The following is a 13,315-nucleotide window of genomic DNA, read 5'->3' on the forward strand; positions in this document are numbered from 1 at the left end:
CCACGCCCGGTGTGGCACCGTCCGTGCTCGGGGGTCCGGGTTGGCACCCGGCCGACGGCGGTGGAGGATACGAGGGTGTCAGCGGAGACGGGGCCCGCGACGAACGGGGGCCGGGACGAGCACGTCCGGCGCGTCCGGCTGCCCGCCGACCGGCGTACGCCGGCCGCGGCCCGGGCGCTGGTCCGTTCCGTGCTGGCCGAGGCCGACCTCGACGACCTGCTCAACGAGGCGCTGCTGCTGACCACCGAACTCTCCACCAACGCGGTGGAGCACGCCCGCACCGAACTGGACATCGAGGTCGTCGCCGACCCGGCCGGGCTCACGGTGACCGTCTCCGACTTCGCCACCGGGCCGGTGGACGAGCTGGTGGTCGGCACCCGCACCGACACCGAGGACATCAGCGAGGTCTCCGAGCGCGGCCGCGGCCTGCTGCTGGTCGACCACTTCGCCAGCCGCTGGGGGACGACCTACCTGCGCACCGGCAAGGGGGTCTGGTTCCGGCTGGACCGCCCCGGCGTCACGCCGGCCGGCCCGACGGCGATGGACCACGTCCCCGCCGGCGGCGGGGAGGGCACCGTCCCGGTGAATTCCGCGCCGAGCGCCGCCGCGATGAGCGAGCTGACCCAGACCAGTCCCGACCCGAACGCCGACGACCCGCTGCCCGACTTCGCCGCCGACCTGCTGACCCGGGTCGCCGAGATGGTGGGCGCCGCCGGCGGCGTGGTCCGGCTGGACCGGGGCGACGGGCAGGGCGTCCAGCCGCTGGCCCGGTACGGCCGCCAACCCCGCCCCGGCAACGATCTGCTCCAGGTGCCGTTGGCGGTGCACCGCCCGTACGCCGGGGAGCTGGAGCTGGACGCGGCACCCTCGGCGTACGCGCGACCGCTCGCCGTGCTCGCCGCCGAGCGGCTGTCGCTGCACCTGGAGAACGACCGGCTGCGCCGGGCGGACGTCCGCCGGCAGGCGTGGCTGACCTTCCTCGCCGAGGCCAGCGAGCTGCTCGCCCAGTCGCTGGACGTCGAGCTGACGATGGCGCTGATCCCGCAGCTGGTGGTGCCCCGGCTCGGCCAGTGGTGCGCGGTGCACACCACCGACGAGTGGGGACGGCTGCGGCTGGCCGCCTCCAGCCACGCCGACGAGTCGATGCTGCCGCAGCTGCACAAGGTGCTCGAGGAGATCGGCCCGGACTCGGTCCAGGCCCGGCTGCGGGAAGCGTCCCGCAGCGGCACGCAGGCGCCGCTGGGCCCCCCGATGGAGGGCTTCGCCGTGCCGTTGATCGCCCGTGGTCAGCGGCTGGGCACCCTGGCCGTGGGGCGGCACCTGCGGCACCGGCACGACCCGGACGAGGTCGCCGTCCTGGAGGACGTGGCCCGCCGGGCCGCCCTCGCCATCGAGAACGCCCGCATCCACGCCGAGCGGCGCCGGGTGGCCCAGACCCTCCAGCAGTCGCTGCTGCCGCCGGTGCTGCCGGTGGTGGAGGGGATCGGCTTCGCCGCCGAGTACGTCCCCACCGGCGACGACGCCGAGGTCGGCGGCGACTTCTACGACGTGCTGCCGCTGCCCGACGGGCGCTGGCTGGTGGTGGTCGGCGACGTCTCGGGCAAGGGCGTGCAGGCGGCGGCCGTCACCGGCCTGGTGCGGGACGTGATCCGGGTGCTGGTCGGCGACGGCAAGCCGCTGCCCGAGGTGCTGTCCCGGCTGAACGAGACGCTGGTGGAGCGCGGCGGCGGGCGCTACTGCACGCTCGCGCTGGCCGCCGTCGGGCCGGGCCGGTACGGGCAGCTCGACGTCGCGCTGCACCTGGCCGGCCACGACCGGCCGGTGCTGCTGCGCGGCACGGGTGGCGCCTCCTTCGTGGGCGCCGGCGGCACCGCGCTGGGCCTGATCGACACGATCACCTCGCCGACGGCGGAGATCCCCCTCGGGCCCGGCGACTCGCTGGTCTTCTACACCGACGGGGTGACCGAGCGCCGGCGTGGCCGGGAGCTGTTCGGCGTCGACCGCCTCCGGGACGCCGCCGCCCCGCTCGCCGGGTACTCGGCCGACGTGGTCGCCGCCCGGCTGCGCGCCACCGCGATCAACTTCTCGGTGGAGGCACCTCGGGACGACATCGCCATCCTGGTGCTGCGCAACGACAATCTCTGACGGTCGCGCCCGCCCGGAGACCCGGTTTGCGGCGAGTCGGGGTGTCCCGGCGGCCGGAAGCCCGACTCGCCGCAAACCGGGGGTCGAGCACCGCTCGCGCTGACCGTGCCGCGCCGCTCAGAGGCCGCCCGGCAGGCGGCCCGGGGCGAGCCGCCGGTGCGGGTCGAGATGGTCCTTCGCCGCGCGGAGCCGTGGAATCACCGCCGCCTCACCCCACACGTCGACGGCCTGCCGTACGGGCGCGGGGGCGCTGACCACCACGCACCGCCCCCGCCGGGCGAGCAGCACCCCGCGCACGGCGGCGAGGATCGAGGCGACCCGCTCGCCGGGCAGCGCCCCGGGCAGGGCCGCGTGCACCACCCCCAGGCCGGCGGAGCCGCGTACCGGGACGGGGGCACCGGCCGCGTCGCGCAGCGCGTAGACGGCGGCGTGCAGGTCGGTGATCGGCACCTCGAGGCGCAGCGCGGTGTCGCCGGGCCCGAACGGGTAGCGCCGCCACCACGGCGGAGCCGCGTCGTGCACGCTGGCCTGGCCCTCGAAGAGGGCCAGCAGCCGCTCGGTCCGCTCGGTGACGTCGGCCGGGCCTCCCTCGATCAGGACCGCCAGGGTGCCGGCGCCGCCCCGGGCCGCCGACACCCCGCCCGGCCGGCCGGCCATCGAGGGGTGGTTGGCGCGGGCTGCCGCCAGCGACGGGTGCGCCGGCCGCTGCGACCGGGAGCCGACGGCGGGCAGGTCGAGCTCGACGGCGGCCGGGTCGAGGCGGGCGGCGAGCACCGCGCGCACCAGATCGTGCACCTCCAGCGGCGTCCACACCGGCCGGGTCACCCAGACCCGGCTGGCCGGGTCGGCCTGCACCCGCATGGTGGCCGAGACCAGCACCCCGAGCCCGCCGTGTGAGCCGCAGAGCAGCCGGCCCACGTCGAGCCCGACCGGGGCGGGCCCGGCCGGCGGCTCCGCCGGGCCGGCGCTGACCAGCTCGCCGTCGGCGTCCAGCCAGCGCAGTCCGACGAGCTGCTCGCAGGCGGTGCCGTAGCGGTGGCGCAGCGGGCCGGCCTCGTCGGCGGCGAGCACCCCGCCGACGGTGGCGCCGGGCGAGGGCGGATCCAGCGGCAGCCGCCGGCCGGTGCGCTCCAGGATGGACTGCACCGCGCGCAGCGGGGTGCCGGCGCCGATCTCGGCGACCGGCGAGCCGACCGGCTGATGACCGAGGCCGGCGAGCCGGCCGGTGTCGAGCATGACGTCGACCCGCTCCGGGGCGGCACCCCAGTCGATCTTCGTGCCGGCGCCCCGGGGCACCACGCTCAGGTCGTGCCGGGCGGCCAGCCGCAGCACCTCGGCGGCGCCCTCGGCACCCCCGGGCACCGCCACCCAACGGGCCGCTCGCCCGGCGACCTCGTCGGCCGCGCCCGCGAAGCGGGCGAAGGAGGGACCGCAGATCGCGGTGAGCCGTCGGGTGATCTCCATTGCGCCGGTGGATCGTGCCGCTGCCGCCATGCCGGTCATCGTACACATGTTCGAAAGACCTGGCGGCGGGTCGGGCGACGAGGCCGGGCCACGGGCGGCGCCCGGCCGGTAACGTGACGCCCGTGACCAAGAAGACCGCCGCGCCCGTCGCGAACCGGGTGCCCGCCGAGCGCACCCACCACGGCGACACCGTCATCGACGAGTACGCCTGGCTCGCCGTCAAGGACGACCCGGCGACGATCGCCCACCTGACCGCCGAGAACGCGTACACCGAGGCCCGCACGGCGCACCTGGAGGGGCTGCGCGCGGAGCTGTTCGAGGAGACCCGCCGGCGCACCCAGGAGACCGACCTGTCGGTGCCCAGCCGCAAGGGCGGCTACTGGTACTACACCCGCACCGTCGAGGGCCAGCAGTACGGCGTGCACTGCCGCCGGGCGGTCCGCGACGGCGAGACCACCCCGCCGGTCAGCGCGGACGGCGCCCCGCTCGACGGCGAGGAGGTGCTGCTCGACGGCAACCTGCTCGCCGAGGGGCAGGACTTCTTCGCCCTCGGCGCGTTCGACGTCAGTCCCGACGGGCGCTGGCTGGCGTACTCGACGGACTTCTCCGGCGACGAGCGGTTCACCCTGCGCATCAAGGACCTGACCACCGGCGAGCTCCTCGCCGACGAGGTGCCCGGCACCTTCTACGGCACCGCCTGGTCGGCGGACGCCTCGGTGCTCTTCTACGTCACGGTGGACGAGGCGTGGCGGCCCGACCGGGTGTGGCGGCACGTCGTCGGCACCCCGTCGGGCGAGGACGTGGTGGTGCACGCCGAGGACGACGAGCGGTTCTGGGTCGGCGTCGACCTGACCCGCTCCGAGCGCTTCGTGGTCATCGACATCCACAGCAAGGTCACCAGCGAGGTCCGGGTGATCCCGGCGGGCAACCCCACCGGTGAGCCGGCCGTGATCGCCCCGCGCCGGCAGGGTGTCGAGTACACCGTGGAGCACCACGGGCACCGCTTCCTGATCCTGCACAACGACGGCGCGGAGGACTTCGCGCTGGCGTACACCTCGGCCGACGCGCCGGGCGACTGGGTGCCGCTGATCGAGCACTCCCCCGGCACCCGGCTGGAGTCGGTCGACGCCTTCTCCGACCACCTCGTCGTCTCGCTGCGCAGCAACGGCCTCACCGGGCTGCGGGTCATCCCGGTCGGCGACGGCGACGCGCACGACATCGACTTCCCGGAGCCGATCTACAGCGTCGGGCTGGACGCCAACCCGGAGTACCGCACCCGGGAGATCCGGCTGCGCTACACCTCGCTGGTCACCCCCGACTCCGTGTACGACTACGACCTGGTCACCCGGCAGATGGTGCTGCGCCGGCGCAAGCCGGTCCGGCCGGGACCGGACGGGCGGGCGTACGACCCGGCCGACTACGAGCAGCACCGCGACTGGGCGCTCGCCGACGACGGCACCCGGGTGCCGATCTCGCTGGTCTGCCGGGCCGGCACGCCGAAGGACGGCTCCGCCCCCTGCGTGATCTACGGGTACGGCTCCTACGAGGCCAGCATGGACCCGTGGTTCTCCATCGCCCGGCTCTCCCTGCTCGACCGGGGCGTCGTCTTCGCCGTGGCGCACATCCGCGGCGGCGGTGAGCTGGGCCGGCGCTGGTACGACGAGGGCAAGCTGCTCGCCAAGAAGAACACCTTCACCGACTTCGTCGCCTGCGCCCGGCACCTGGTCAAGGCCGGCTGGACGGCCACCGACCGGCTGGTCGCCCGGGGCGCCTCGGCCGGTGGGCTGCTGATGGGCGCGGTGGCCAACCTGGCCCCCGACGCGTTCGCCGGGATCGTCGCGCAGGTGCCCTTCGTGGACGCGCTCACCTCGATCCTCGACCCGTCCCTGCCGCTGACCGTCACCGAGTGGGAGGAGTGGGGCAACCCGCTGGCCGACCCGGAGGTGTACGCGTACATGAAGTCGTACACCCCGTACGAGAACGTCGCGGCCGTCGACTATCCGGCAATTCTTGCGGTGACCAGCCTCAACGACACCCGGGTGCTCTACCACGAGCCGGCGAAGTGGATCGCCCGGCTGCGGGCGCTCGCCCCGCAGGGCGACTACCTGCTCAAGACCGAGATGGGCGCCGGGCACGGCGGCCCCAGCGGCCGGTACGACGCCTGGCGCGAGGAGGCGTTCATCAACGCCTGGGTCCTCGACAAGCTCGGCCGCGCCTGAGGCCGCCCGGGTTGACCAGCCACGACCAGGGCCGGGCGGACGAGGAGCCGCCCGGCCCGGACGTACCCTCGCCGGAAGCGGAACCGGACGCGGAGGCGGAGGCGGAACCGGAACCGGAACCGGGTGCGGCCCGGCGCGGGCCGGCCTGGCTGATCGTCGGCGTGGTCGCCGGCGCCCTGCTGGTCTGCTGCTGCTCGGCGGTGCTCGGCCTGGCCCTCTCCTGGTCCGCCGGCCTCTTCGGCCCGCGCTGACCCGCCGACCTGAAGTCCCCGGCCGGTCAGCGCGGGTGGCCGGGCGGGGCCGCGCCGACCAGCGCCGCCGCCTCGCCGGTGCGGACCATCCGCTGCCACCGCAGCCGGTTGCCGATCACCGCGGTGACCGTCGACTGCACCACCACCAGGTACATCACCTGCCGGTAGACCAGCTGCTGCAGGGGCAGCGCCCAGAGCGGACCGAAGCGCTCCCGATCCAGCCGCAGCGCGTACGCGGCGGTCAGCGCCTGGAGCAGCAGCAGCCCCAGCCAGGCCAGCACCAGCGTCGACCAGGGCAGGAAGAGCAGCCCGTAGACGGCGTACACGTCGACCGCGGGGGCGGCCAGCGGCAGCACGATCTGGAACACCGTCAGGTACGGCAGGCCCCGCCGGCCCAGCTTGCCCCCGGCCCCCGGCTCGCGCAACGCGTGCCGGTGCTTCCACATCGCCTGCATGGTGCCGTAGCACCAGCGGTACCGCTGCCGCCAGAGCTGCCGCAGCGAGGAGGGCGCCTCGGTCCAGGCGATCGCCGCCTCCTCGTACACCACCCGCCAGCCGGCCCGGAGCACCTGCATGGTGAGGTCGGTGTCCTCGGCGAGCGTGTCCGAGGGGACACCGCCGACGGCGAGCAGCACCTCGCGGCGGAACGCGCCGATCGCGCCGGGAATGGTCGGCATGCACTCCAGCACGTCGTACATGCGGCGGTCGAGGTTGAAGCCGATCACGTACTCCAGGTGCTGCCAGCGGCCCAGCAGTCGGCGCCGGTTGGCGACCTTGGTGTTGCCGGAGATCGCCCCGACGCCCGGGTCGGCGAAGCCCTGCACCAGCCGGTGCACGGTGTCCGGCTGGAAGACGGTGTCCCCGTCGACCAGCACCAGCAGGCCGGCGCGCGCGACCCGGATGCCGGTGTTCAGCGCAGCCGGCTTGCCGGCGTTGGCCTGCCGGACGACCCGTACCCCGCGCAGGCCCATCCGCTCGACGATGTCGGCGGTGCCGTCGGTGGAGCCGTCGTCCACGACGATCACCTCCAGCGCCGGGTACGCGCTGGCGACCAGCGACCGGACCGTCGCCGCGATGTTCGCCGCCTCGTTGTACGCGGGCACGATCACCGAGACCGGCGCGGTGATCGGCGGCCGGGGGTGCCGGGGGCGGCGTACCCGGCGGACGTGCAGTTGCGCGCAGGTCACCTGCACGGCGAGCCGGGCGATGCCGAACACCAGCGCGACGGCGAGCAGGCCGTTCATCGCGGTGGCCGCCCACTCCGCCCCGGTCTGGGTCCAGCGCAGCGCGTGGCCACTCAGCCGGGTGCCGACGCCGGCCGCAACGGTGGACGGCGGTGCGTCGACGCCCGCGGAGACGGTGGTGAACCGGTAGCCCTGCTTCGACAGCCGGGTGAGCAGCTGGTCCACGGCCGCCACGGTCTGGGCCCGGTCACCGCCGCCGTCGTGCATGAGCACCACCGCGCCCCGTCCCGGCTGCGGAGTCGCCGACCGGACGATCGCGGGTACGCCGGGACGCTGCCAGTCCTTGGTGTCGAGGTCGGCGAGCACGGCCACGTGCCCGCTGCCGGCGGCGGCACGCAGCGCGTCGTACCCGGCGGCGGTCAGCGTCGGGGTGGTGGACGAGAAGGGAGGCCGGAGCAGGGTGACCTCCCGGCCGGTGGCCGCGGCGATCGCCTTGCGGGTCAGCGACAGCTCCAGCTCCGCCCGCCACCCGGGGACCGTGGCGAGGTCGGCGTGGGTGTAGGTGTGCGAGCCCAGCTCGTGCCCCTCGTCGAGGATCCGCCGCACCAGCTCGGGGTGCTCGTTGACCCGGGAGCCGACCACGAAGAAGGTGGCGTGCGCCCCGTGCCGGCGCAGCACGTCGAGCAGCTCGGGGGTCCACCGCGGGTCCGGCCCGTCGTCGAAGGTGAGCGCCACCGTGCGGTCGGGCATCCGCCGGCTGACCGGCTCCGGCTGGTCCAGCCGCACCACCGGCCCGCCGTCGGTGACCGTCCTCGGGCCGGGCGCGTCCGGGGCGGCGGACCGCCCCGAGCCGCCGCTGAGCCCGGTGACCAGCCCGTTGACGGTGAGCGCGGCGAGCAGCAGGAGCAGGCCGAGCAGGAGCAGCACCCAGTGGGCCCGCGGGTCTCGGCGGGCGACGTGGCGCGCCACGGTCAGCGGGGCTTGCCGGGCGAGCGGCCGGGCTTGGCGGTACGCCGCTCGTCACCCTGGCCGGGCACGTCGGCGGACGGCTGGGATCCCGGGCGGGCGGTCGTGGCAACGGACGGACCGGCCGTCCGGGTGGGCGTCGGAGCGGTGCTGGTCACGGTAGACGGTCGCGACGAGGGCGTCGGGCCGGCCGGCTGGCCCAGTTCCTCCGGGGCGTCCACGCCCGCTTCGACCGGTGGCCGCGCCCGGGGGTCGGTCCAGCCCGGCAGCGGCACGGTGCTGCCGCCGAAGATCCCGGCCGCGATCAGCCCGATGCTGGTGAGCAGGCCGAGCCCCATCGCGGTGCCGGCGATCGTCATGAGGCGGCGCCGCTTCCCGGTCCGGTCGACGAACACCGGCGGCGCGCCGCCCGGCTGGTTGTGCATCTGGTGATCTCCCTGCGCCGCCGCCCGCGGTTACACCCCGCCGGCGGGCTTCCGGAGTCACAAGCGCCGCGACCACACCCGGCGTTACGCCCTCAGGCCGTACGCAGCTCCTCGACCGCCGTGCCGGCGCGCAGGAAGAGCAGGCCGACCCCGACGGTGACCAGCACCGCGGCCAGGGCGCCGGCGCCGACCAGGGCCAACTGCCCCAGCGGTACGTCCGCCGTGACCGTCACCTCGGGCACCCACTCGGTCCGCAGGTACTGCGCCCGGGTCGCCGGGTCCGCGCAGAGCGGCCCGGCCGCGTCGCAGACCTCGGTGGAGTAGCCACCGGCGGTCGCGGTGCGACCTGCGACGCCCCGGCTGAGCAGCAGGCCCACGGTGAGCGCGAGCCCGACCGCCGGCACCGCCGGGGCCAGCGCCTGCCAGGCGATCGACCGGCCGAGGGTGCCCCGGGGCACCCCGGTGGCGACCAGCGCCGCGTACGCCCGGCGCCGCGCGACGATCCCCTCGACCAGGGCGACGATCAGGCCGCCGGCGGCGATCGCCATGGCCACGCCGACCGCCAGGTCGACCAGGCCGATGGTGCGCAGGTAGAAGTCGTCGCCGCCGGCGAAGCCCTGGCCGGTGCGGCGTTCGAGCTCAGCGTGTGCCCGGTAGGTCGCCCGCATCCCGGCCGCGCCGCCGCCCACGATCACCGTCGCCAGCAGGGCGGCGAAGGTACGGCTGCCGGCCCACGGGTCGCTGGTCAACCGGCGGGACGCCAGCAGCGCGGCCGGCCGCCGGGCGTACCGGTGCAGCAACCGGCCGGCGGTGTACGACAGCCAGCCGGTGCCGACCACCACCCCGATGATCGCGGCGAGCGCGCCCCCCAGCAGCAGCAGGGGCAGCAGCGCCGGCGGTTCCCGGTGCCGCTCCTGGTACCAGTCGAGCACCGGGTCGAACGCGGCGAAGGCGGCGAGGCCGGCGACGATCAGCACGCCGGCCCACGGACCGGGGGCACGCTCGCGGCGGACCTTGCGCACCACGCCGAAGGGGGTGGCGGTGACCCGGCGCAGCAGCACCGCGCCGACCAGCGCCGCAACCAGCGGCAGCCCGAGCACCACCGCCACGATCACGCCGGTGTCCGGGAGCACGTCGGTGGGGAGCGCGAGCCGGCCCCGCGCGTCCGGCCGATGGAGCACCTGCCGTCCGGCGAGGAAGACGGCCAGCCCGAGCAGGGTGCCGAGGAGGCCGGCCAGGCCGGTCTCCAGCACCGCGAGCCGGGTGACCTGCCCGGGGGTGGCCCCGGCCAGGCGCAGCGCGGCGAGCCGCCGGTCCCGGGCGGGGGCCCCGAGCCGGGCGCACTGCCCGGCCAGCGCGAGCACCGGCACGGTGAGCAGGAGCAGCGCGATCGCCGTGCCGCCGCGCAGGCCGGGCTCGCGGAGCAGGGCGTTGCCGTACTGCTCGGAGAGGTTTTGACCGTCGCAGCAGCGCGGCGTCGGGATGGCCAGCACGGTGAGCGCGGCCAGGCCGGCGAGGGTCGCCAGGGCGGCGCTGAGCGCGGTCAGCGCCACCCGGGCGGTGTCGGTGCGGTTGCCGGCCAGGGCGAGCCGGAGCAGGACGACCGGCCTCACCGGGTGCCACCGGCGAGCGGCAGGTCGAGCCCGAGCCCGCTGCCGTCGACGGTGCCGTCGCGGAGCATCACCTCCCGGTCGGCGTACGCGGCGATCCGCGGCTCGTGGGTGACCAGCACGACGCTGGTGCGCTGCTGGCGGGCGAGCCGGACCAGCTGGGTGAGCACCTGCTCGCCGCTGAGCGTGTCCAGCGCGCCGGTCGGCTCGTCGGCGAAGAGCACGCGGGGCTCGGTGACCAGGGCGCGGGCGGTGGCGCAACGCTGCTGCTGCCCGCCGGACATCTCGCCGGGCCGGACGTCGGCCACCTCGGCCACGCCGAGCCGGTCCAGCCAGCCGAGGGCCGCCACCCGCGCTTCTCGCCGCCCCGTGCCGGCGAGAAGCAGCGGGAGGGCGACGTTCTCCGCCGCGGTCAGCTCGGCGACGAGCTGCCCGAACTGGAAGAGCACCCCGAACTCGGTACGCCGCAGCCGGGACCGGGCCGCCTCCGACCAGGTGTCGATCCGCTCGCCGCGCCAGGTGACCTGGCCGGCGTCCGGTCGCAGGATCCCGGCCAGGCAGTGCAGCAGGGTGGACTTGCCGCAGCCGCTGGGGCCGGTGACGGCGACGATCTCGCCCTCGGCGACGTCGAGGGTGACGCCGCGCAGGGCGGGTGTCGGCCCGTACGCCTTCACCACGCCGCGTGCCTGGAGTTGCGTCACGAGTGCACCTCCCGGTGCCAGTCGGCGACCCGGTCCAGGGTGGTCCGCAGCCACCTCAGATCGGCGTCGAGGTGGGCGATGGCGTAGTCGGCCGAGACGACGTCGTCGAGAGTGGCCGAGGGCGCCGTCTTGACGGCGGTGAGTTCGCGCAGCCGGTCGGTGTGCGCCCGCCCCTGCGCCACCAGGTACGACCGGGCGGTGCCCACGTCGGCGACCAGCAGCGCCACCACCACCTTCGCGAAGAGGGTGCTGGTGACGTACGGCGCGGGTGGCTCGACGGCGCCGAGCCACCGGTCGAGCGCCTCGCGGCCCTGACCGGTGAGCGCGTAGGACGTCCGCTCCGGGCCGGCCTCGCGCTCCTGCCCGGTGGCCACCACCAGGCCGTCGCGCGCCAACCGGGCCAGCGTTGCGTAGACCTGCCCGAACGCCAGCGGCTTCGCCCGGGGCAGCCGGGTGTCGTGGGCACGCTTCAGCTCGTACCCGTGCCGGTTGCCGGCGGCAAGCAGCCCGAGCAGGACGTGCGAGGTGGACACCGCCCCACTATTCACTCGATGAATAGCTGGCGTCAAGCATCGTCGATGCGGTTCACCGGCTCCAGGCCGGGTCACGGCCGGCGCGGCCGAGCAGGCGGTCCAGCTCGGTGCGGTGCGGGCCAGTCTCCACCTCCGGCCCGAAGGCGCCCATCTGGCGACCCATCGGGCCCATCTCGTCCAGGAACCGGTGCCCGGCGGCGGTGACCTCGGGCGCCGGACGGTACGGCTGCCCGGTGGCCCGGGCCAGGTCCCAGCCGTGTACGGCCAGGTCGATGACCCCCATCAGACCGACCGTCTGCTGTGGCAGCCCCATGCCGGCTGAGACGCCCTCCTCGGCGGCCGGGTCGGCCCACGCCTCGACCAGCCGGCCAGTCTCCTCGGCGAACCGGTCCCGCCACCCCTCGGTCAGGTGGTCCGTCTTCGCCGACCAGTCCACCTCCCGCCGCAGGGCCAGCGTCTGGAAGTTGACCACCACGTCGTACAGGTGGTTGGCGAGGTCCCGGACGGTGTAGTCCGGGCAGGGCGTGGGCAGGTCCAGCTGATCGTCGGTGATCGCCCGGACCACCGCCACGGTGTGCGGTGCGGCGGCGGCCAGCAGATCGCTAGTCTTCGTTCCCATAGGGCCAGCGTACGAAGGTGGTCTTGAAGGAATGCGACAGCCACGCGGGGACAACCGGGGCATCCTCGACCCGGAGCGGTTGCGCCGCGAGGTGCGGTTCCGCCGGCTCCTGCCCGCCCCGGCGCTGCGCACCTGGGTGGAGCACTACTGGCTGGTCGACTGGGCGCTGAGCGAGCCGTTCGCGCAGCGTGTGGTGCCGCACCCGGCGGTCAACGTGGTCTTCCGGCAGGCCGAGGACGGCCCGGAGACCGCCGAGATCGCCGGCGTCGGACAGCGACTCTTCTCGATCACCCTGACCGGCACCGGCCGGGTCAGCGGAATCCAGTTCCGCCCGGGCGGGTTCCGGCCGTTCTGGCGACGCCCGGTCGCCGAGCTGACCGGCGAGCGCCGCCCGCTGGCCGAGTCTCCCGACGCCGCCCGGGCCGCCGCCGGCTCCGCGGGACGCGGGGGCCACTGCGCGGGTACGGACACGGAGCGCCGCCTCGCCCTGGACGCCTTCCTCACCGCCTGGGCGCCGGAGCCGGACCCGGCGGCGGCCGAGGCGATGGCGCTGGCCGAGGCGATCCGCGCCGACCGCAGCGTGCTGCGGGTGGGCGACCTCGCACGCCGGCACGGTATCTCCGTCCGGCGGTTGCAGCGCCTGTTCCTGGATCATGTGGGGGTCGGTCCGAAGTGGGTGATCCGCCGCTACCGGCTGCAGGAGGCGATCGAGCGGGCCACCGAGGGCCCGCCCGACTGGGCCGCGCTCGCCGCCGACCTCGGCTACAGCGACCAGGCCCATCTGGTCCGCGAGTTCACCGCCGTCACCGGCGTCTCCCCCACGGCCTACCTCCGCTCCCTGCACTGAGGCGGCGGCCGGCTTCTCACCTTCACCCACCGTTACTTCGCTGCCCCCTCCACCACCCCTCATCGCATCCTTTGCTCTGCTGCCGCCGAGGCGACAGGAGCGGAGCGTGACCAGCCCGCTGCGCGCACAGCTGCAACAATCTGCCGTATCGGCTGCTCACGGCGGTGTCGCCGATACGGCAGCAGAGCAAAGGGATGTGAAGGGGTGGTGCGCCGGCCCGGCCACGTGACTCTGCGCAAGGATGCCCGGAATTGACTCTCCGTGCATACGGGGTGGGCTTCAGGGAAAGAACTCGTCGCCCTGCCGGCGTCCGCGCCGGTGAAGATCCGTGACCCCGAGTGGGCGACACCC

Annotated in this window: 11 protein-coding genes; 4 read left to right on the plus strand and 7 right to left on the minus strand. The window is 75.3% G+C overall.

The features are described 5' to 3' along the window. Positions 1–75: 75 nt before the first annotated feature. On the plus strand, positions 76–2,145 hold the full coding sequence (locus ACSNN7_RS05745) for a SpoIIE family protein phosphatase (protein WP_436679583.1): 2,070 nt from the start codon (positions 76–78) through the stop codon (positions 2,143–2,145). 117 nt (positions 2,146–2,262) lie between these two features. Here the strand turns inward: ACSNN7_RS05745 and ACSNN7_RS05750 are convergent, their stop codons facing one another. Continuing rightward, the gene (locus ACSNN7_RS05750; protein WP_436679584.1) at positions 2,263–3,639 is read right to left on the minus strand and encodes an FAD-binding oxidoreductase; all 1,377 of its coding nucleotides are present in this window, start codon (positions 3,637–3,639) and stop codon (positions 2,263–2,265) included. 92 nt (positions 3,640–3,731) lie between these two features. Between ACSNN7_RS05750 and ACSNN7_RS05755 the strand changes: the two genes are divergently transcribed. Both ACSNN7_RS05755 and ACSNN7_RS05760 read left to right on the plus strand, forming a co-directional pair. Continuing rightward, the gene (locus ACSNN7_RS05755) at positions 3,732–5,828 is read left to right on the plus strand and encodes a S9 family peptidase (RefSeq protein ID WP_436679585.1); all 2,097 of its coding nucleotides are present in this window, start codon (positions 3,732–3,734) and stop codon (positions 5,826–5,828) included. 11 nt (positions 5,829–5,839) lie between these two features. Then, the gene (locus tag ACSNN7_RS05760; protein WP_436679586.1) at positions 5,840–6,079 is read left to right on the plus strand and encodes a hypothetical protein; all 240 of its coding nucleotides are present in this window, start codon (positions 5,840–5,842) and stop codon (positions 6,077–6,079) included. Positions 6,080–6,105: 26 nt separating this feature from the next. Here the strand turns inward: ACSNN7_RS05760 and ACSNN7_RS05765 are convergent, their stop codons facing one another. The 6 genes from ACSNN7_RS05765 to ACSNN7_RS05790 all read right to left on the minus strand — a co-directional run bounded on the left by ACSNN7_RS05765 (position 6,106) and on the right by ACSNN7_RS05790 (position 12,117). After that, positions 6,106–8,232: a bifunctional polysaccharide deacetylase/glycosyltransferase family 2 protein gene (locus tag ACSNN7_RS05765; protein ID WP_436679587.1), complete on the minus strand. Its 2,127-nt coding sequence runs from the start codon at positions 8,230–8,232 to the stop codon at positions 6,106–6,108. A gap of 2 nt (positions 8,233–8,234) precedes the next feature. Next, positions 8,235–8,654: a hypothetical protein gene (locus ACSNN7_RS05770; RefSeq protein WP_436679588.1), complete on the minus strand. Its 420-nt coding sequence runs from the start codon at positions 8,652–8,654 to the stop codon at positions 8,235–8,237. Positions 8,655–8,746: 92 nt separating this feature from the next. Next, positions 8,747–10,267: an FtsX-like permease family protein gene (locus ACSNN7_RS05775; RefSeq protein WP_436679589.1), complete on the minus strand. Its 1,521-nt coding sequence runs from the start codon at positions 10,265–10,267 to the stop codon at positions 8,747–8,749. Next, the gene (locus ACSNN7_RS05780) at positions 10,264–10,965 is read right to left on the minus strand and encodes an ABC transporter ATP-binding protein (protein ID WP_436679590.1); all 702 of its coding nucleotides are present in this window, start codon (positions 10,963–10,965) and stop codon (positions 10,264–10,266) included. Before ACSNN7_RS05780 ends, ACSNN7_RS05775 begins: the two co-directional genes overlap by 4 nt. Next, a complete protein-coding gene (locus tag ACSNN7_RS05785; protein WP_436679591.1) occupies positions 10,962–11,498 on the minus strand; it encodes a PadR family transcriptional regulator in 537 nt (178 codons plus the stop codon). The genes ACSNN7_RS05780 and ACSNN7_RS05785 overlap by 4 nt, the downstream gene beginning before the upstream one ends. Positions 11,499–11,550: 52 nt before the next feature. After that, entirely contained in the window at positions 11,551–12,117 is a 567-nt protein-coding gene (locus tag ACSNN7_RS05790) for a TIGR03086 family metal-binding protein (RefSeq protein ID WP_436679592.1), read from the minus strand. A gap of 31 nt (positions 12,118–12,148) precedes the next feature. Here ACSNN7_RS05790 and ACSNN7_RS05795 point away from each other — a divergent pair, with 31 nt between their 5' ends. After that, positions 12,149–12,964: an AraC family transcriptional regulator gene (locus ACSNN7_RS05795; protein WP_436679593.1), complete on the plus strand. Its 816-nt coding sequence runs from the start codon at positions 12,149–12,151 to the stop codon at positions 12,962–12,964. Positions 12,965–13,315 lie beyond the last annotated feature (351 nt).

It is taken from the genome of Micromonospora sp. URMC 105 (assembly GCF_051386295.1).
GTDB lineage: Bacteria > Actinomycetota > Actinomycetes > Mycobacteriales > Micromonosporaceae > Micromonospora.

Excerpts from the sequence above, each read along its gene's own strand:
- ACSNN7_RS05750 (WP_436679584.1), bottom strand. The coding sequence starts at position 3,639 with ATGGCGGCAGCGGCACGATCCACCGGCGCAATGGAGATCACCCGACGG.
- ACSNN7_RS05770 (WP_436679588.1), bottom strand. The coding sequence starts at position 8,654 with ATGCACAACCAGCCGGGCGGCGCGCCGCCGGTGTTCGTCGACCGGACC.
- ACSNN7_RS05790 (WP_436679592.1), bottom strand. The coding sequence starts at position 12,117 with ATGGGAACGAAGACTAGCGATCTGCTGGCCGCCGCCGCACCGCACACC.
- ACSNN7_RS05795 (WP_436679593.1), top strand. The coding sequence starts at position 12,149 with ATGCGACAGCCACGCGGGGACAACCGGGGCATCCTCGACCCGGAGCGG.